Consider the following 19,635-nt stretch of genomic DNA (forward strand, 5'->3'; position numbering starts at 1 on the left):
CTTCATCGACGGTTTCTGACCTGGTCGATCCAGACCGTGCCGAGAATGACCAGTCCGATGATGATTTGCTGGATGAAACTCGATACGCCGTTCATGTTCAGGCCATTGCGCAGCACGCCGATCACAAACGCACCGATGGCCGTACCGGAGATCGTGCCGACACCGCCCATCAGGGACGTCCCGCCAATCACGGCGCTGGCGATCGCATCGAGCTCGTACATGACGCCTTCGTTCGGTTGCGCCGTGACGAGGCGCGACATCAGCACACAACCCGTCAGACCGGCGAGCACGCCGGACAGCACATAGGTAAACAAGGTGACGCGGCGGACATTGACGCCGGAGAGCCGCGCAGCTTCGGCATTCGATCCGACTGCGTAGATGTGGCGGCCAAGCGAGGTGCGCGTCAGCATGATCGACACGGCCACCGCCAGCACGACCATGATGATCACGGGATACGGGATCCCCGGAAATACCGTATCGGGGAACCCGTCTGCCCCGATATGCGAGATGCGGAACAACGCGCCATTTCCGAGTTCGCCGAACGCGTCGCCGAGTCCCGAAACCGGGCGCGCGCCAGTGATCTGAAGCGCGAGACCACGCGCGACCAGCATCATGCCGAGCGTGGCGATAAAAGGCGGCAGACCCATACGCGTGACGCACAGGCCATTAACGAATCCGCACAGGCCGCCCACCACGACGCCGCCGAGCATGCCGAGAGGGATCGGCACGCCGGCCTTGACGAGCAACGCGGCGACCACACCAGACAGCGCGAGTACGGAACCCACGGACAGGTCGATTCCGCCCGTAATGATCACGCAGGTTGCCGCCACGCCGAGATAGGCAATCGACGTCACCTGCAAGGCCACCGTCATGCCATTGTCGACCGAGAAGAAAGCCGAACTGGTCAATGAAAAGACGGCCACCAGCATGATCAGACTGCCGAGCGCGGCAAATTTCTGAATCAGGTCGCGACGCCGGAGCTTCGCGCTGGTGTCGACAGTAGTGGTCTGTTCGGATGTTATTTCAAGCATGATTTCGTCCCGATGCGAAGTGCATGATTTCTTCCTGATTGGTGTGGCGCGTCTCCAGGATCGTGGCGATCTGGCCTTCGTGGAATACCGCGACGCGATCGGACATGCCGAGAATTTCAGGCAATTCCGAACTGATCAGCACAACGCCGATGCCCTGCGCGGCGAGCTGGTCCATCAGCGTGTAGATCGCGTATTTCGCGCCGACATCGATCCCGCGTGTGGGCTCGTCGAAAAACAGAATCTTCGATTTGCGAAACAGCCATTTGCCGATGACAACCTTCTGCTGATTGCCGCCGGACAGGTTGCGCGTGAGTTGATGGACCGTTGGCGTGCGGATCCCGAGCGTTTCGACGTAACGCTGTGCGATGGCCGCTTCTTCGGCGAAACGAATGAAGCCGGCGCGACCCGACACCGCCTCGATATTGGCCAGCGTGATGTTGGTCGCGACCGGCATCTTCAGCGCGAGACCGTCGCTCTTGCGGTCTTCCGACAGATACGCGATACCGTGGCGAATCGCATCGATAGGCGAGCGGATCGAGACGCGCTCGCTCCCGATATGAATCTCGCCGCCGTCCGGTTGGTCAGCGCCGAAAATCGCCCGTGCCACTTCGGTCCGGCCTGCGCCCATCAAACCGGCGAAGCCGAGAATCTCGCCTCGCCTCAGTTCGAACGAAACCGGCCCAAATGCCGGTGCGCGCGACAGATTGTCGACGCGCAGCAGCACGTCCTGCGACGGGACCGAGCGGCGCGGCGGGTACGCATCGTTCAGCGCCCGGCCGACCATTCGCGCAACGATTTCATCCATGCTGGTCGCCGCGAAATCGTCGGTTGAAATGTGGTGCCCGTCGCGCAGCACCGTCACGCGGTCGACAATCTGCTTCATTTCGTCGAGACGATGAGAGATGTAGACAATGCCGACCCCGCTCTCGCGCAACTCCTTGATGATCCGGAACAGGTGCATGGTTTCGGATTCCGTGAGCGACGAAGTGGGTTCGTCCATGATCAGCACCTGGGCGTCGAGCGAGAGCGCCTTGGCGATTTCGACCATCTGTTGCTGGGCGATCGACAGCGTCCCCACCAGCCTCGTGGGCGGCAACGACAATCCAATGCGGGCGAGCGCGCGCTGGGCGTTCCCATTCAGTCGTGCGCGATCGATGAACGGCCCGCGTTTGGGCTCGCGTGCCAGGTAGATGTTTTCCGCAATCGACAGGTGCGGCACCAGGTTCAGTTCCTGGTGAATGATCGCAATGCCTGCTTCCTGTGCCTCGAGTGAGGACGCGAACCGCCTTTGCATGCCGCGAAAAACGATCGTGCCGGCATCCGGCTGGTATTGCCCGCTGACGATTTTCATCAGGGTTGACTTGCCAGCGCCGTTTTCGCCACAAATCGCGTGTACTTCGCCGCGGCGCAATTCGAAGTGCACGTCCTCCAGTGCAACGACACCGGGAAACCGCTTGCCCAGTCCGCTCAGTTTCAAGAGCTCCGGGGGTTCCTTTAACGCGAAGCCGTCCACCACGCGCGGGGCCAGGTCAGTGCTCAGATCTGTCACACGTGTCTCCTTCTTTTGTGTAGAGGCGCTGCCGTCGGTCAGGCCAATCTGATGCAGATTAAAGAATAAACTGCGATTTTGGTCAAGCCAATTTGCAAGATACTTCTTCTGGCCTTACCAAGGGCAAACCCGAACTGTTCCTGCGAAATGCGCTGAAAACCTTGTCAGGCTTGCGTGGTAGACTTTGATCGCTGGTCGACAGACGACCCGGGCCATTTATCCTTCCGGCAGCAAAATGAAACAGACCGAGCCAAAGCGGCTTTACCAATTGGTCGCCGACCAGATTCGCGGCCTCATCCACGGAGGGGATTTCCCGCCGGGGTCGAGACTGCCGCCGGAGCGCGAGTTGTCGCAGCAACTGGGTGTTTCGCGCCCGTCTCTGCGCGAGGCGTTGATCGCACTGGAAATCGGCGGCAGCGTCGAGACCCGCATGGGTTCGGGCGTCTATGTGCTCGAAACCGCAAACGAACGTGAAGGGTCACTGGCTGTATTAGGCGAAAGTCCGACGGAAATCATGCAGGCCCGGGCCGTCATCGAAGGCAGCCTCGTCGTGCTCGCCAGCACGCGGCTTACGACCGGCTCTCTGGACCGGTTGCGGCGCAGCGTGGATGCGATGCATCGCCTCGCCTCTGCTGGCAAATCTCCTGTGGAACCGGACCGGCAATTCCACCTGATCATCGCGGAAACGGCCGGCAATACGGTGTTGAGCCGGTATGTGGCCGATCTGTTTGACGCGAGGCGCGATCCGATCGGGGCGAGGATTAGCGAACTCGTCGAAAATACGGCCACATGGATGGCTGCGGTCGAGGAGCACGAAAATGTCCTGCATGCACTGCAAGCAGGAGACCCTATTGCTGCAGAAGCGGCGATGCGATCGCATCTGAAATCTTCTGAAGAGCGTTGGGTCGGAAGTGACATCAAGAAAGTTGCACCCAACGATGCCGACGGTAAAGCTGGCCGCGTGCGACTGGGTTGAGTTGCGAAGTCGACCGGTGTTCCTTCAGCTCGGCCAGTTCCCTGCGCAATCCTGAACATCGCCGTGAGGCCCACCATGAAAGCAGCACTTGTCGCCACAACGTAACGGCGTTCGACGATATTGATAACCGTTGAACATCAATGCTTCAGAAAATTGCACTTCTCGTTCGGGGCGTCTTGAGCAAATATCGATGCTCAAGAACTTCATAAACGCGTCGACAGAGAACGCATCGGAGACAGGCGCGAAACGCACAACAGCGTTTCGCCGCATTCCAGTGCAACCCGGTCACGGGTGCCGCCAACGGTAGCCGATGCCGATCTCGCATGACCCACCTCGCGTTGTGAATCCTGCCGCCGCTTTCAAGCGAGTCCACGGCAGACGAGCATTTCGCGCCTTGCGCAGCGAGCTACGCGAACTCAGTACCTGCTTCAATCGTCATTGCCTTGAATTTCAGGAGACACTCATATGCAGATCACCGGAATGTTGCACGGCGCGCGCCTATTGCAATTCGTCGGATTCCCGGCCAGCGAAGTGCTGGGGCCGAGCGCCAGCGAAGAGGAGATAAAGTCGCTGATCGACCGCCACGGGCAGGTCTTTATCAAGCCGGTATTCAAGGGCGGCGTGGGCAAGAAGGGCAAGGCCGGGTTGCTCGGGCGCGCGACAGATCTCAAGACGGCGCTCGCCGAGAAAGAGCGGCTGTACTTCGCCGAGCACGTCGTGGGTCATGTGAGGGCCAAGGCGAACGGCGTCACGTTCGAAGCAGGCGTACCGGCCAAACATGAAGTTTACTTCTCGATCACCGATTCCACCCGCTTTCGCGCTCCCACCATGACGCTGTCGCACGCGGGTGGCATGGACATCGAAGAGGTCGATCCAAAGCACGTTGCAATGGTGCCCTTTGATGCATTGACCGGCCTGAAGGCGTTCGTCGTCGCGAATGCGTTAAGCGAGATCGGCGCGCCGCGCGAAATCATTTCCCCGCTCGTGCAGCAATTGCCGAAGCTCTGGGAGCTCTTTCACGACTTCGGCATGACGACGCTCGAGCTGAATCCGATCCGCATGCGCGAGGACAAGAACGGTCGGCTCACACCCGTGGCCTGCGACTTCAAGTGCGGGTTCGATCGTGACGACCCGCGCTTCTCGCGCCTCGGCCTGCCTGCTCACCTGTTCGCTGCCGACTACTCGGACTTCGAGCAGGAGATCAACCAGCTTCGCACGCACCAGGGTCAAAGCGATGTCTATGTGATCAATGACAAGGGAACGATCCTCGCGCCCACGTTCGGCGGCGGGGCCAACTCGCTCGTCACGGAGATGTTGGGCGACGCAGCCATCATCTCTTCGGATTTCGGCGGCAATCCTCCCTACGAAAAAATGAAGGAAGTGGCGCGCATCTGCTTCCGGCATTGGCTGAAGCAGTCCAACGTACTGTTCATCATTGGCGGCAAGTCCAACAACACCGATATCTACGAAACACTGCGCGCGATGGCCGATGCGCTACGCGAGCACTTCAGCGAGCACGGTCCCACCCCGCTTTATGTCGTCCTTGGGCGCGGCGGTCCAAACCTTGTTCGTGGCATGTCGGCACTGCGCGACACCTGTGATTCGCTCGGCCTTCCCTATCGCCTGTTCGGCTTTGACTCCGACATCAGCGAAGTGATCCAGTACGCACGGAAGGCCGATGCGTGGATGCAATCGGGAGGACGCGCGCAGGTCGCAGCGCGCATCGGCGCGCGTCAGACGCAACCGCAGGCGGATACGGCAAAGGCGTAAGGAGATCGACATGGTCAAGCAAGGCAATAATCATTTCAGGTATTTCGTCGGTATCCAGTCGCTTGCACAAATAGTCACGCGCGAGGACCGCGTTTGTGTGCTCAACATTCTGGGAGGCGAGTCGTCGGACGTGACGCCGGTGAGCCACGCGTTTTCCGGTGGGAATATCGTATTCGGCACTGCGCCTGGCAAGCGCGGGCAGGTGCTCGTGACGCCTGCCGGCGACATCCCCGTCTATAACAACGTGCGCGAAGGCCTCGAAGCCGGGCATCGTTTCAATTGCGGCGTCGTCTATCTGCCGCCGTCGGCCGCGCGCGATGGGGTGGCCGAACTGATCCGCGTCAATCCCGATCTGCGCAAGATTTTTATCATTACGGAGAAGATCTCCGTGCACGACGCCCGGGAAATTCGCGCGATGGGCCAGCAAGCAGGCATCGACATTTTTGGCGCGAACGGGCTGGGCGTCGCGGACTCCTGGCAGCGGGTGCGCATCGGGGGTGCGCTCGGCGGCGATGATCCCGGCGCAACCTTGCGGCGGGGCTCGATCGCGATCTTTTCCAACTCGGGCGGGTTTAGCACCACCATTGCGCAATATCTGCGCATGAGCGGCTGGGGTACAACGACCGTCGTATCCAGCGGCAAGGACGTCTACATCCACTATGCGGCGCCGGAGTTCGCCTTTGCCCTCGCCAACGACGCGCGCAGCAAGGCTGCCGTACTGTACTGCGAGCCGGGCGGCTACTACGAGGCCGACGCCACATTTACGAAACCCGTCATTGCCTGCGTGGTAGGCCGCTGGAAGAGTCGTCTGACGCGCGCGGTGGGGCATGCGGGCGCAATGGCGGGCGGCGCCGACGATGCTCTTGCCAAGGAGCGTTGGTTCATGGAGAAGTTCGGCGTCGAGCGTCTTTTTACGCCGGACGATCCATGCTGCTCGGCGAAGGGCGCCGTTGTGACAAACATCGCGCACATTCCCGCCGCGCTCACCGCAGTGATGCGCGCGAACGCGACGATGCCCGACTTTGAGCCGGAAGGCAGCCTCTCGCTCAAACCGTGGTTTGGCTCCGATCAGGGGATCGAACTGCCAGACGACCTCGCCCTGCCGGTCGTGGAAGCGGTCGCGCCGTACAACGAACAGATTACGCGGGCGAACAGCCAGATCGGCGCAATCCCGCCGCGCCAACCCTTGAAGGACGCTTCGGGCGCCTCGCAGATGGACGCAAAAACGCAGGTGAGCAGCCTGCACGGGGTATCCATGCTCGAAGCAGCGACGCGCTCGCTCGAGGAGAACATGTGCCTCGCGCTGTTGCGGGAGTTCGGCGGGGCAAACGACACAAAGCTCATCGACGTGGCTGTTGGCGCTGCAGTGAATCTGCACGGGACACCAGAACTGGCGGCCGCGCAGGCTTCGCGCGAGGCGGGCAATGCGCCCAATGCCGTGCTCGCGGCCGCGGCGGCGATCGTCGGGCCGAATCGCCAGCGTGCTGCGCGCGAGGCGGCAGCACTGATGATCGACGGCTTCGCGACAGCCAGGCTCACGGACGCGTTCGACGAGACCTTTGATGTCAATGCAGTCCACACCGCGGACACTGCAGCGCTGTTCTGCGATGAACCCGATCCAGAGGCGCAAGCCATGCTGGGCGGGCTCGCCTCGCGCGGCGTAAGTTCCGCAATCATCCGATGGCTGTCGTGTGGCCCGGGCCATCCGCGCCCGGAAGCAGTACTCGCGGCGATCACGACGACACTCGCCTGGGGCCCGCTCATGCGCAAGCGGATCTCCCGCCTGACCGCAGAAAGCTTGCCGTGGTGGACAAAGCTCTTCGGCACCATGATCGGCGCCTCAGCGGACGCCTCGCAGCACGGCCCGGACGGATTTTGCGGCTTCGCCACCGAAGAATTACTCGGCGAACGCACTCTGACGGAAATCGCCTTCGCAGCGCTGCTAAACCTGAAACCGACTGTCGACGACCTTTTCGCGTTCAAGACCCTTGTCGGTTTGCTGCTCACGAACGGACCCGGCGCCATTTCGGCGCAAGGCGCAAAGGGCGCAGTATCTGCCGATGGCCCGGAAAGTCCCGAACGGGTGCAGCTAAACAAGGCTCTGGCGGGGTTCCTCACGCACACTGGATATACGCATGGCGGCAATGGCTACGAAGGCATTGCGTTCCTCAACGAGGCGTTCCGCAGCAGCGGCCTTGAAGATCCGACCGATGCTCGTCATACCGTGGACCTCGAAGCGCTCGCCCGGCGCTCCGTCGAGCGATACGCGCAGTACAAGACGCGCCAGAAGCAGTTGGGGAGCCTCGATATTGCGAAACTTCCGGGTATTAATCATCCGGTCTTCAAAGACAAGCCGGTGAACCACGACCCGCGGGAAGTCTTCATCGCCAACCTTTATGAAGCCCGCGGCGAGTACAACGCGTTTCATGCGTTTTACCGTGTGCTGGTGCAGGCTTTGTTCGACGCAGGTGTCTCGCGCAATGTCTATTGCGTCAATGTCGATGCCGTGATTGCCGCGTTGCTGTTGAAGATGCTGTGGCAGCCGCTCAAGCGCGGGGAGTTCAGCGAGGCGGACCTTGAAACGGCCGCGTTCACGATCTTCCTCTATCCGCGCATGCTGGGCTGCGCTGCGGAGATTGACGATCATTTGAACCGCGGACGCAATATGGACACGCGTACGGCCGCTTCCCAGTGTCGTTTCGTGGCCTGACCGCTGGCCTCTGATGGTCGCCGCCACGCGCTGGCGCACAGCTAACGCGCGGCGGCGAAAAAGAGGCGCCGATTGATAACCATTCGACATCAATCGTTCGGAAGATTGCACTTATCGTTTGATTGGCCACGGGCCAAAATTCCCGAACAGACAAAGAGCGGAACCACCGCATATCTCGGGATTTCAGGAGACACATTGATGCACCCCTCGCCCTCTACCCTTTCGCTGGGACATTCAAAGGCCGCGGCGGTTTTCCGCGTGACGGCCGGAAATTTTCTGGAGCAGTTCGACTTCTTTCTGTTTGGCTTCTATGCGACGCAGATCGCCAACGTCTTCTTTCCGGCCGGGAGCGAATTTGCCTCGTTGATGATGACGTTCGCGGTCTTCGGTGCCGGTTTTCTGATGCGCCCGCTCGGCGCGATCGTGCTCGGTGCGTACATCGACGACGTCGGCCGCCGCAAGGGGCTCATCGTCACGCTCTCCATCATGGCGAGCGGCACCATCCTCATTGCGTTCGTGCCGGGCTACGCGACCATTGGCCTTGTGGCGCCCGCGCTTGTGCTGCTCGGGCGGCTGTTGCAGGGCTTCTCCGCGGGTGCGGAGCTGGGCGGCGTGTCGGTGTATCTCGCCGAGATGGCCACGCCCGGCCGCAAGGGCTTCTTCACGAGCTGGCAGTCCGCGAGCCAGCAGGTGGCGATCGTCGTGGCCGCGGGCCTCGGCTTCGCGCTCAACCAATCGCTGAACGCCGCTACCATCGCGGCGTGGGGATGGCGCGTGCCGTTCTTCGTCGGCTGCATGATCGTGCCGTTCCTCTTCGTGCTGCGTCGTAATCTGCAGGAAACCGAGGAGTTCAAGGCTCGCCAGCATCGCCCGAGCATGAAGGAGGTATTCACGACGCTGGTCCAGAACTGGACCGTCGTGATTGCAGGCATGATGCTGGTGGCGATGACCACCGCGAGCTTCTATCTCATCACGGTCTACGCGCCGACTTTCGGCAAGACGGTCCTGCACCTCAGCACCGCCGATAGTTTGCTTGTGACGCTGTGTGTGGCCGTGTCGAACTTCGTTTGGCTGCCGATCGGCGGAGCCCTCTCCGACAGGATCGGCCGCCGGCCGCTCCTCATCGCCATGACGGTGCTCGCCATCGCGACCGCGCACCCGGCCCTGTCGCTGCTCGCTCACGCGCCCAGCTTCCTCAACATGCTGCTCGCCCTCCTTTGGCTCTCGTTCATGTACGGCATCTATAACGGCGCGATGATCGTCGCACTGACGGAAGTGATGCCGGCGCAGGTACGCGTCGCGGGCTTCTCGCTCGCCTATAGCCTCGCGACCGCCGTATTCGGCGGTTTCACACCGGCGATCTCCACGGCGCTCATTCACATGACTGGCGACAAGGCCGCACCCGGCTACTGGATGAGCTTCGCGGCAGCGTGCGCCCTGATGGCGACGTTTGCACTCTATCGCCGCCGCGCAGCGACACTGACTCCGGCGCACTGATTCGTGTCTCGCTCCGCATGCGGCTAAACACACAACCTGACACGACTCCGATCATGAGAAATCTGTTTCTGAAACTATGCGCCGCAGCACTGGTCGCAACCTCGGCTGTTGCGGCGAACGTGCAAGCCGCCGACCTGCACGTCATGAGCTCGGGTGGCTTTACCGCAGCGTACAAGGTGCTCGGACCGAAGTTCGCATCCGAAACGGGCAACACGCTCGACACCGCGCTTGGTCCGTCGATGGGCAAATCGCCCGAAGCGATCCCCAACAGGCTTGAGCGTGGGGAGCCCGCCGACGCCGTTATCATGGTCGGATATGCGCTTGACGAACTGATCCAGAAAGGCAAGGTCATCCCCGGATCGCGGGTCGAGCTGGCCGATTCGCGCATCGGCATGGTCGTGCGCGAAGGAGCGGTGAAACCCGATATCAGTTCGGCAGAAGGCCTTCGGCAGACCCTGCTGCATGCGAAGTCGATCGCGTACTCGGACAGCGCAAGCGGTGTCTACATTGAGCGGGAGTTGTTCAGGAAGCTCGGCATCGAGGATCAGGTCAAGGCGAAGGCGAAGATGATCCCGCGGATTCCAGTAGCCTCGGTGGTGGCGAACGGCGACTACGAAATCGGCTTCCAGCAGGTGAGCGAGTTGCTGCCCGTCAAGGGGGCGACCTTCGTCGGAAAGATTCCTGAGTCCCTGCAGTCGGTCACGCGTTTCGCCGCCGGCATTCCCGTCAGCGCACAGCATCCGAAGGAAGCTAAAGCCCTGCTCGACTACCTCGCTTCACCTGGCGTCCAGGCAGACGTCAAATCGACAGGGCTGGATACCGTCTCCGCTCATTGACCCAAACCTGAATGAAGGCTTGCCTCAGGCGGCCTTCCTGTCACATCCCCGAGGTATCTCTCGAGGTATCTCTCGCGGGATCCCCCGCACCGTCCGCGCCGCCTGGCGCTGCCGCCCCGAGCATTCGCGCAAGACGCGTACGATCGCAAGCACCCTCCCACATCGAAACGAAGATCACCGCGCAAGCGTTGCTGATCACGCTCGTCAGGGCGCGCGCCTCGGACATGAAGCGGTCGATGCCCACCAGTAGCGCCACCCCGGCGACGGGCAGATCGGGAATCACCGTCAGCGTCGCGACGAGCGCCACTAATCCGCTGCCCGACACACCCGCCGCCCCCTTGGACGTGAGCAACATAACGGCGAGCATCATCGCGATCTGCGGCGCGGAAAGCGGCACGTCGCACGCCTGCGCGATGAACATCGAGGCGAGCGTCAGATAGATCGCGGTGCCGTCGAGATTGAACGAGTAGCCTGCGGGCAGCACAAGCCCCACCACGCCCTTGTCGCAGCCGAGCGCCTCAAGCTTCGCGATCAGGCGCGGCAGTACCGGCTCCGTCGACGATGTCGCGAGAACGATGAGCAACTCCTCGCGCATGTAGCGCAAGAGCCGCCAAAGTGCGAAGCCGTGCAGCCGCGCGAGCGGAGCGAGCACCAGCGCAATGAACAGCAGGCATGCCACGAAGAAGGACACCATCAACATCCCGAGCGAGCCGACCGAGCGGATGCCGAAGCGGCCCACCGTGAAAGCCATCGCGCCGAATGCCCCGAGCGGAGCGAGTCGCATGATCATCGCGAGGATGCGGAACAGGGCCTGGGCAATGCCGTCGATGAGCGCGAGCACCGGCCTGCCCGCCTCCGGACAGGAATTTAGCGCAAAGCCGAAGAGCAGCGAGAGCAGCAGCACTGGCAGGACCTCGCCCTTGTCGAAGGCGCCAAGCATCGTCTCGGGGATGACGCTCAACGCGAATGCGACAAGGCCGCCCGGCTGCGCGTGCTTCGCATATTGCGCGAGGATGCTCGCGTCCAGATGGTTAGCGTCGATGTGCATGCCCGCGCCGGGTCGCAGCACGAAGGCCGTGACGAGTCCAAGCGCAAGCGCCACGGCTGTCAAAAAATAGAAGAGTCCCAGCGCCTGAAAAATTGTGCGCCCGATGGCCTTCCCGCTAGCAAGCGACATGATCCCCGAGACGATCGTGCAGAAAACGATCGGCGCAATCATCATCCTCACGAGGCCGATGAACCCGTCGCTCAAGGGCTTGAGCAGCGGGCTCGCTTGCGGCAAGAAGTGACCGAGCGCCATGCCGAGCATCATGCCCAGCAAAACCTGCAGATAGAGCGAACGAAGCGGTCTTGCCAACCTCATGATGCGGTTTTCCTGCCTGGCCGCTCTTTTGGAGACGTGTTATTGCCCACGGCATCGCTGCATGCGACGCCGCCGCGCTTCATCTCGACAATCGTTCTGTGAAACTCCTGCGCAGCCGGTGTAAGTGGACGTCCACGGCGTCTCACGATTCCCACGCGCCGCTTCACCACCGGTTCGACGAGCGGCACGCTCGTGAGGATGGGGTGATCGCGCCCGGGCATGGCCATCGACGGCACTGCGGCGACACCGAGCCCCGCTTCGATTAAACCGAGCATGGTCGTTACGTGACGCGTCTCGCAGACGCTCGGCGCATGCGGCGCCACGGCCGACAGCGCCTGATCGAGCAGCAGTCGGTTGCCGGAAGTTTTGTCCACCGAGACGTACTCGTGCTCGTAAAGCTCGTTCCAGGTCACGCGTTTTTTGCGCGCGAGCGGGTGATCACGGCGGCAGGCGGCCACGAAGCGCTCCTGCAGCAGAACCTTGAACTCGACCTCGGACTCCTGGCTGCCCAGAAAGCTCACGCCGAAATCCGCCTCTCCGCTGATGACGGCGCCAAGCACCTCATTCGCGCTCATATCCAGCATCTTGACCCTGATGCGCGGGAAGCGGCGATGATAGCTCGCGACGGCGCTCGGCAGGAAGTAGTAGGCCACCGAAGGCACGCAGGCGATGGTGACATGTCCCAGTCGGCTCGAAGAAACATCGCGGATGCCGAGCAACGCGACGTCGAGATCATCAAGCAGCTGCTCGGCGCTCGGCGCGAATACCCGGCCGACGGTGGTGAGCGTGACGCTGCGCGTGGTGCGCTCGAATAGACGCACGCCGAGTGCTTCCTCGAGCTTGTCGATCCGGCGGCTCAAGGCCGGCTGCGAAATGCTCACCGCCTCGGCGGCCTTGCGGAAGCTTCCCAGTTCCACTACTGCTCGAAACGCCTGCAAGTCGTTCAAGTCGAAGTTGATACCCACGAGTCATCCTCCACATCCTGGATGCGGCTATTTTGCATGAAGCAGCTCAAAGCGCCCATTGCGAACTACGCCCGTTCGCTCGGCCCTCCGGCGGTACTGCGGACGTGAGGCGCGACGGGCCGGTTTCACGGACTCAGCCGTCATTCATATGAGAGACGCGGGCATCGCCCTCTGGCCGACAACGGGCGAAAGCACGGCGCGCCAAAGTCGTGTGAGACAGCAGCAGGGCGCTAGAACAGCGAGGCCTCTCGATGACAGTGTCGGTCGGGCAGCGGCGCTCGCAACAGGTCGCCGGGCTATTTGCCAAAATATGAACGTCGTTTATAATAGCGAATGAACGGCCGCAACCTGGCGGCGATCTAACGCTAGTCGTATGCGGGTGCTCTGTCATCGCGCAGGTATCCGGCACGGCTTCAACCTTTACGCCGAAAGTTGTGGGTGGTTACGAGGTGTGGGCCACACTACACGAGGAGCTCGCCGTGCCACGCGAAGCCGTCACCGCCTGCCGCATCTGCGCCGGCAACTGTTCACTGCGCTTGACCCTGGACGACGCCGGACGCGTCGTTGCCGCGCGCGGCGACCGCGACAATCCGCTCACGCGCGGCTACGCCTGCATCAAGGGTGCGTATCTGCATGAGGCGCATAACAGCGCCGAGCGGCTCCTGCACCCGCTGAAACGGCAGCCCGATGGCAGTTTCGTGCAGATGCCACTTGACGTGATGCTGGCCGAGATCGCGGCGCAACTCCAGGCACTGATCGAGCGCCACGGCGCCGATGCGGTCGCAGCCTTTCGCGGCACCATGAACTACTCTAACCTCGCCGCCAATCATATGTTGCCCGCCTTCCTCGCGGCGCTGGGTTCGAATTCGTTTTTCTCTACAATGACCATCGACCAGTCGGCCAAATGGGTGGCATTTGAGCGACTGGGCGGCTGGGCTGCCGGCAAAGATCCGTATGCGCTCGCCGACGCGCTATTGTTCGTCGGCACCAATCCGCTGGTGTCGCTATCCACGTTCAACTTTGCATTGCAGAATCCGGTCAAGCAGCTCCACGAAGCGAAGGAGCGCGGCCTTAAGCTGGTGGTGATCGATCCACGAGAGACCGAGACCGCCCGCCATGCCGATGTCTTCCTGCAGGTGCTGCCGGGCGAGGACCCGACCGTCCTGGCTGGCCTGCTGCGCATCATTCTGTGTCGCGGCTGGCACGATGCCGAATTCTGCGCGCGCTACGTCAAGGACCTGCGACGACTGGCGCACGCGGTCGAGCCGTTCACGCCCGAATACGTCGCCCAGCGCGCCGGCGTAAGCGTCGAAGGGCTCGAAGCCGCCGCTGCGGCCTTCGCGGAACCCGTGCGGGAGGCCGGCGGCCTGCGCCGCAAGCGTGGCTCGGCCGCGTCGGGAACCGGGCCCAACATGGCGCCGCACTCCAATCTGGCCGAGCATCTGGTCGAATGCCTCAACGTCGTGTGTGGCCGCTTCGCTCGCCCCGGCGACCCTGTACCGAACCCCGGCGTAGTCGCCCCACGCTACCAGCGCCGGGCCGAAGTGATTGCGCCACGCCGTTCCTGGGAATCCGGCTGGAAGAGCCGTGTCGGCGGCTATGGCATGCTGTTCGGCCAGAAGATGAGCGGCACGCTGGCCCAGGAAATCACTACGCCTGGCGCCGGCCAGATCCGCGCGCTGTTGGTCGACGGCGGCAATCCAGTCGATGCCGTGCCCGACCAGCGCCGCATCGCCGATGCGCTGCGCCAACTGCAACTGCTGGTATGCATCGAGCCTTTCATGACCAACACTGCGCGGCTCGCGCACTATGTGATTCCACCGAAGCTGATGTTCGAGCGCGCCGACCTGCATTCGCGCGACTACGAGTCCTACATCATGTTTCAGCCTTACGCACAATACTCGGCCGCCGTGGCGACGCCGCCGGAGGGATCCGAAGTCGTGGACGACTGGTTCGTATTCTGGGATCTGGCGCGGCGCCTGGGCAAGACCATCAATTTCGACGACGTTCCGCTCGATATGCGCGCAGCGCCGACCACCGAAGAGCTGCTTGCGATCCTGGTTCGCCACGGCTCGATCTCATTTGACGAACTGAAGCTGTACCCACAAGGGAAAGTCTACGAGATCGAACCGATGATCGTGCAGTCCGGCGAGCCAGAGAACGCCGCGCGCTTCGACGTGATGCCGGACGACGTCGAGTGCGAACTGGCGGGCGTACTGAACGAAGCGGGGGCGCCGCCGGGGTTCACGCATCGCCTGGCGGTGCGGCGCGTGCGCGACGTGCAGAACACCATGTACCACCACCTGCCCGCGGTCCGCCGACGCATGCCGTTCAATCCGGCCTTTGTGCATCCCGATGACCTGGCTGCTCAAGGACTGACCGAAGGCCAGTGCGTGGCCATTGTTTCACCGCATGGCCGCATTCGAGCCATCGTCAAAGCGGACGCCGCACTGCGCCGAGGCGTCGTGTCCATCCCGCACGGCTGGGGACCGATGCCCGACGAGGAGCCCGAGACCTACGCCGGCGCCAATCCAAACCAGTTGCTCAGCACTACAGTTGGTCTTGATCCGATCAACGCCATGCCGGTAATGAGCGCAATGCCGGTACGCATCGAAGCGGTAGTCTGAATCGCAAGAGAGAACCCCGTTCGAATCGAACGATTTGTTTCCGAGCGCGACGATGCAGCTACCCGGCCGTCCTGCCTTGCCCGAAATCTGGTGAGCGAACGAAAGACTCGACGTCAACACAACGTCCAGCAGCTCTCGCAACTTCGCGACATTGGCCCCCCCGCGTCGGCGGCAGGCAGACCGTTGTGGCGGATGCGATAGAAGGCGCCGGGCAGCCGCTGTCGACGCGCTGCGTCACTTCATTGGCAATGAGTCAACGTGGGCGGGAACCTCGCGGCGCGGGTCGACAACGCGCGCGATCGGCTGAATCCGCCGCTCACGACCGGACGCTCGCGCCGCTGCTGTAAGTGGCCGCAGCGGGTCGAGATGGAATGGACACCGCCCTCCCTCCGGGGAGGACCGTGCGCGTTTTCCAGCCGCACGATGGATATTCTTCGAGCCCGAACTGCGAGAACATGGCCGTGCCCCGCTCTAGCAATGATGCGCAGCGCCGGCGACACGTGGCGCGCCGCTTGCTTCGTTCACAGATGCAGGCGAGAGGGGGTGGTTTTCCCCCAATGGGGCCGCAGATGGACGGTCGAGCTTCGGAGTCGTGCGATCCGCAAGATCGCGAACAGGCAATGAGACTGAGCTGGGAAAAGTCGGCATCCCGCTTGCGGCACCGAGCGGGATACGAATGAGGGTGACAATGGATAGCGTGCAGTGGGAGTACGGCGATTGCGCGGTGCTGATCCGCGCACTGCGCAACTGGGTTGACCGCTACTGCCCCGCCGACTGCGCGCGGGTCAAGGCCGAGATCAGGCAGCTCATCGACATGGTGGAACGGGCCGGACCGCGCGACGCGATGTTTCACGGTCGTCTCGATGCGGCCCGCTCGCTGATCGTGCTCGGGCGACTGTCGGACGCGCTGGACTGTGTCGATACGCTACTGCGGGTCGTGCAACAAACTGAGCGCAGCCCAACGCGTCGGCCGATTACCGCCCGCGGCTGGCGCCCGTAGAACACGCTAAGGCTTGACGAATCTCAGCGTCATGCGATCCGATTCACCGATTGCGGCGTAGCGCGAGCGGTCGACGTCACCGCCCGCGTAGCCCGGCGGCAGCGACCATACGCCATGCGGATAATCTTTCGTATCTCGCGCGTTCGCGTTGATTTCGCTGCGTTGCGCGAGCACGAAGCCGGCCGCCTGTGCCCGGTCAATCACGAAAGCTTCAGTCACATATCCGGTTTCGATCATCTGCTGTACCGTCGAGCCGGGCCGGGCGCGATGTTCTTCCACACCAAGTTCGCCCCCGTGCTTCAGCGCGTCATGGAACGCACGCAGATTGGCATCGAGCTGCCCATCCTTGATCCAGTTGTGAATGTTGCGAAAAGTAAGCACGCGATCGAACCGCTCGTGTGCATCGAAGCCGAAAAACTGGCCCGCGTGCAATGTGCCGACCACGACGTTCCCGTAGATTGCGGGGGCGCCCGCGAGCTTGCGCAAATACTCTGCATCGATTGACCGGTCTTCCGAGGCCAGGTCCGCGGACGTGCTCAGATATTGCGCTTCGTACAGATGACCCGCGTCGTGCAGATAGGGCGCCAGAATGTCCGTGTACCACCCGCCGCCCGGCGCGATCTCCAGCACGGTTTGCGTCGGACTCAGATCGAAGAAGCGCAACGTCTGCGCCGGGTGACGATAGACGTCGCGCGCCCGGGCGGTCTGACTGCGTTGCGGATTGGCGACCGCCAGGTCGAGCGCCTTCGCCTCGGAAGCTTGCGAAGGTGTGACAGGACCGCTCAGCTGTGAGGAGGAAACGCATCCGGCCATGATCGTCGCGATCACCGTCATCGCGAAACGGGCAGCACGACGCTTCGAAGATTCCACCAGGGTCGAGCGCACGAGAATCGGCTTCATAGGCACCACGCGGAGTTGACATGGCACACACGATACCCGCTCCTTCGAAGTTCGTGTTTGCCGCACTGCTGGCCGGTGCATCGATGTCCGCGCATGCCGTCGCGCCGGGAAGGACCCCAGTCCTCGAGCCCGCGTGTCAGGGAGCGGGCGGTGCCTTGTAGGTGTCTTCTATTGCCGTCAGCATATCGAACGCGAGGTCCAGGCCCTGTTTGAAAGTATCGAGCACCTTTCGTTCGCGGGTGGGGCGCGTTCATTTCATTCTCACGCAATGACTTAGACCGGAAAACCTACCGGGACCAAATAGACGACGGTCTGGGCGTGAGGCAGGCCGAGCTTGCGCGCCGCCGGAGCTCCGTCGACGGCGCCCACGGTCACCGCGACGAGCCCAAGCGTGACGACCTGGAGCAGCATGTTCTGGGTCGCGTGCCCGACCTCGAGATCGGCATACAGATTCGCTCTCCCGCCATACCTCGCGCTCAGCCGACTGGGGTCGGCGGCCACCACGAGCAAGGCCGGGGCCGCCTCGACGGACGCCTGGTTGACCGCCAGTGCTCTCAGCTCGGGGCGCAGGTCGTGGGTCGCCCGCGTCTCGGCCCGGTGGCCATCAGGCAGATAGTGCATCACCTCCGTGGCGGTCACCACGTAAAGTTCGAGCGCGTACAAAGCGCCGGCCGCCGGAGCCGCGCGCTTGCCGTCCGAGCTGGTGATGCCCTGCCCGGCCCACAGCAGTTGGCCAATGGCCTCGACCGGCAGCGGCTTTGGCGCGAATCTGCGCACGGACCTGCGCTTCTCGATGGCTTCTTCGAGGGACATCGTGCCTTTGAGGTTGGGCTTGGGCAGATCGATCTGACCGGTGAATTTCGCCTGGCTTGCCTGCGCGAGGCCGGTAGAACCCTCGGCGAGCGCGCCTGCGGCCAGCGCAACCAACAGTTCACGGCGTTTCATCGGCACCTCCATCAGCAAGAAAGCAGGCTGGCTGGCAGAGCCTGCAGCCTGCGCGAATCTCAGTGCTGCACATTTGCCGCCTCGTCTTTTGCGGGGGAGGTCCGTCGAGCGGCAACGGCGCAGTCGACCACTCGCGCGGAGCAAACACGAACACGGCTAAGCGACGGAACCCACGACCGCTGTGCGCCGCACTTCCGACAGGTAGATCAGGATCAGCGAAACCCAGACGATCTCGGTGACGACGCCCATGGAGCGAACTATCTTGTCGTGCTGCCAGCGCTGCGGTAAGCATCCTCCCATTGCCGGTCTTCATCTGTGACAGCACCATGACCATCCGAGAACTGGGGACGGGGGGCCGTGAAGTAACGTAACCTGTCCAGAAAGTGGCTCATGCGCGTCCTGCCTCTGTCAGATCAGGCCGGTGCAAGCTCAAAGCGATGCCCGGCACGCAAGCACCTAAACGCCATCTGGCATAGTGACAGGTAAGGTGTCTGCCTCAATCGGACTTTGGTCCTACAATCGCCGCCCGCGGGTGGTGTAGGGTTGTCACGCGCAACCGACAGGAGAGCAATCATGTGCCGCTGGCTCGCTTATACCGGCAATCCGCTTCAGCTCGAAACCGTGCTGTTCAACGCCCGGCATTCGCTGATCGATCAGAGCATGCATTCCCGGCTCGGCGCCACCACCACCAATGGCGACGGTTTCGGGATCGGCTGGTATGGACATCCCACTGACATTCCGTTTCGCTACCGCTGCATCCAGCCCGCGTGGAGCGACCGCAATCTACGCGAGGCCGCGCGGGCAATCCACTCGCCGCTGTTCGTCGCGCACGTGCGCGCGGCGACCGACACGCCGTCGCAGGAAACCAACTGTCATCCGTTCCGCCACGGCCGCTGGCTGTTCGCGCACAACGGCCTGGTGCGCAACTATCCGGCGGTGCGCCGCGACCTGATGGTGAAGATCGACCCCGATCTGTTCCCGTCCATCGAAGGCTCGACCGACTCCGAGGTGCTGTTTTTTCTCGCGCTGACCTTCGGGCTGGAGCTCGCGCCCGTCACCGCGCTCGAACGGATGGTCGGCTTCGTCGAAGCCACCGGCCGCCGGCATGGCGTGGATGAACCGCTGAACATGACCGTCTGCGCGACCGACGGCGAGCAGATCATCGCGGTCCGCTATTCGAGCGAAGGACAGTCGCGCTCGCTGTTTCACAGCACGTCGTTCCGTCATCTGCGCGAGTTGTATCCCGACGACGAGCGCATCAAGACGGCCGGCGAGAATGCGTTCCTCGTGTTGTCCGAACCGCTCGCGGACTTGCCGGGCTTTTGGGAGGAAATTCCCGAGAGCACGGCGGTGGTCGCGCGCGGCGGCGAGATTGGGCAGTATGCGTTCAAGCCGCGACTGGACTGAGCCGCGCCAAGCCAATCGTGCTCGAAGACTTGCCTGACGCGATCGACGAGATCCACTTG

The 19,635-nt window shown here is 62.6% G+C and carries 14 protein-coding genes and 1 pseudogene; 8 read left to right on the plus strand and 7 right to left on the minus strand.

The annotated features are described in order from the left end of the window. Positions 1 to 2 precede the first annotated feature (2 nt). Both HDG34_RS32285 and HDG34_RS32290 read right to left on the minus strand, forming a co-directional pair. Positions 3 to 1,031, minus strand: coding sequence for an ABC transporter permease (locus tag HDG34_RS32285; RefSeq protein WP_184031637.1), 1,029 nt, complete (start codon positions 1,029 to 1,031; stop codon positions 3 to 5). Further along, positions 1,024 to 2,571: a sugar ABC transporter ATP-binding protein gene (locus HDG34_RS32290; protein ID WP_260321408.1), complete on the minus strand. Its 1,548-nt coding sequence runs from the start codon at positions 2,569 to 2,571 to the stop codon at positions 1,024 to 1,026. The genes HDG34_RS32285 and HDG34_RS32290 overlap by 8 nt, the downstream gene beginning before the upstream one ends. Before the next feature lie 244 nt (positions 2,572 to 2,815). Here HDG34_RS32290 and HDG34_RS32295 point away from each other — a divergent pair, with 244 nt between their 5' ends. The 5 genes from HDG34_RS32295 to HDG34_RS32315 all read left to right on the plus strand — a co-directional run bounded on the left by HDG34_RS32295 (position 2,816) and on the right by HDG34_RS32315 (position 10,369). Continuing rightward, the gene (locus HDG34_RS32295) at positions 2,816 to 3,556 is read left to right on the plus strand and encodes a FadR/GntR family transcriptional regulator (RefSeq protein WP_090806625.1); all 741 of its coding nucleotides are present in this window, start codon (positions 2,816 to 2,818) and stop codon (positions 3,554 to 3,556) included. A gap of 465 nt (positions 3,557 to 4,021) precedes the next feature. After that, entirely contained in the window at positions 4,022 to 5,326 is a 1,305-nt protein-coding gene (locus HDG34_RS32300) for an ATP-grasp domain-containing protein (protein ID WP_090806627.1), read from the plus strand. Positions 5,327 to 5,336: 10 nt separating this feature from the next. Then, positions 5,337 to 8,036, plus strand: a complete 2,700-nt coding sequence (locus HDG34_RS32305; RefSeq protein ID WP_184066237.1) for a CoA-binding protein — start codon at positions 5,337 to 5,339, stop codon at positions 8,034 to 8,036. A 198-nt stretch (positions 8,037 to 8,234) separates the two neighbouring features. Continuing rightward, positions 8,235 to 9,533: an MFS transporter gene (locus tag HDG34_RS32310; protein ID WP_184066240.1), complete on the plus strand. Its 1,299-nt coding sequence runs from the start codon at positions 8,235 to 8,237 to the stop codon at positions 9,531 to 9,533. Between the two features lie 53 nt (positions 9,534 to 9,586). Then, positions 9,587 to 10,369, plus strand: coding sequence for a substrate-binding domain-containing protein (locus tag HDG34_RS32315; RefSeq protein WP_184066243.1), 783 nt, complete (start codon positions 9,587 to 9,589; stop codon positions 10,367 to 10,369). 40 nt (positions 10,370 to 10,409) lie between these two features. On the opposite strand, the gene dctA is transcribed toward HDG34_RS32315, so the two are convergent. Further along, the gene (gene dctA / locus HDG34_RS32320) at positions 10,410 to 11,732 is read right to left on the minus strand and encodes a C4-dicarboxylate transporter DctA (protein WP_184066247.1); all 1,323 of its coding nucleotides are present in this window, start codon (positions 11,730 to 11,732) and stop codon (positions 10,410 to 10,412) included. Continuing rightward, the gene (locus tag HDG34_RS32325; protein ID WP_184066250.1) at positions 11,729 to 12,697 is read right to left on the minus strand and encodes a LysR family transcriptional regulator; all 969 of its coding nucleotides are present in this window, start codon (positions 12,695 to 12,697) and stop codon (positions 11,729 to 11,731) included. The genes dctA and HDG34_RS32325 overlap by 4 nt, the downstream gene beginning before the upstream one ends. Before the next feature lie 479 nt (positions 12,698 to 13,176). Between HDG34_RS32325 and HDG34_RS39955 the strand changes: the two genes are divergently transcribed. Beyond that, entirely contained in the window at positions 13,177 to 15,324 is a 2,148-nt protein-coding gene (locus HDG34_RS39955) for a molybdopterin-dependent oxidoreductase (protein ID WP_184066253.1), read from the plus strand. 688 nt (positions 15,325 to 16,012) lie between these two features. After that, complete coding sequence (locus HDG34_RS32335) at positions 16,013 to 16,324, plus strand: hypothetical protein (RefSeq protein WP_184066256.1); 312 nt, start codon at positions 16,013 to 16,015, stop codon at positions 16,322 to 16,324. A 6-nt stretch (positions 16,325 to 16,330) separates the two neighbouring features. Here HDG34_RS32335 and HDG34_RS32340 read toward each other — a convergent pair whose 3' ends face one another. The 3 genes and pseudogenes from HDG34_RS32340 to HDG34_RS40290 all read right to left on the minus strand — a co-directional run. Then, a complete protein-coding gene (locus HDG34_RS32340; protein ID WP_221309321.1) occupies positions 16,331 to 17,224 on the minus strand; it encodes a methyltransferase in 894 nt (297 codons plus the stop codon). A gap of 273 nt (positions 17,225 to 17,497) precedes the next feature. Continuing rightward, positions 17,498 to 18,169 (minus strand): SagB/ThcOx family dehydrogenase, encoded by a 672-nt coding sequence (locus tag HDG34_RS32345; protein ID WP_184066259.1) that lies wholly within the window; start codon positions 18,167 to 18,169, stop codon positions 17,498 to 17,500. A gap of 249 nt (positions 18,170 to 18,418) precedes the next feature. Continuing rightward, positions 18,419 to 18,561 (minus strand): annotated as a pseudogene (locus tag HDG34_RS40290) (nitrate reductase); the annotation flags it as partial. A gap of 181 nt (positions 18,562 to 18,742) precedes the next feature. On the opposite strand from HDG34_RS40290, the gene HDG34_RS32355 reads away from it, so the two are divergent. Further along, positions 18,743 to 19,576, plus strand: a complete 834-nt coding sequence (locus HDG34_RS32355; RefSeq protein WP_018422973.1) for a class II glutamine amidotransferase — start codon at positions 18,743 to 18,745, stop codon at positions 19,574 to 19,576. Positions 19,577 to 19,635 lie beyond the last annotated feature (59 nt).

Origin of the sequence: Paraburkholderia sp. HC6.4b (assembly GCF_014200875.1) — a bacterium.
GTDB lineage: Bacteria > Pseudomonadota > Gammaproteobacteria > Burkholderiales > Burkholderiaceae > Paraburkholderia > Paraburkholderia tuberum.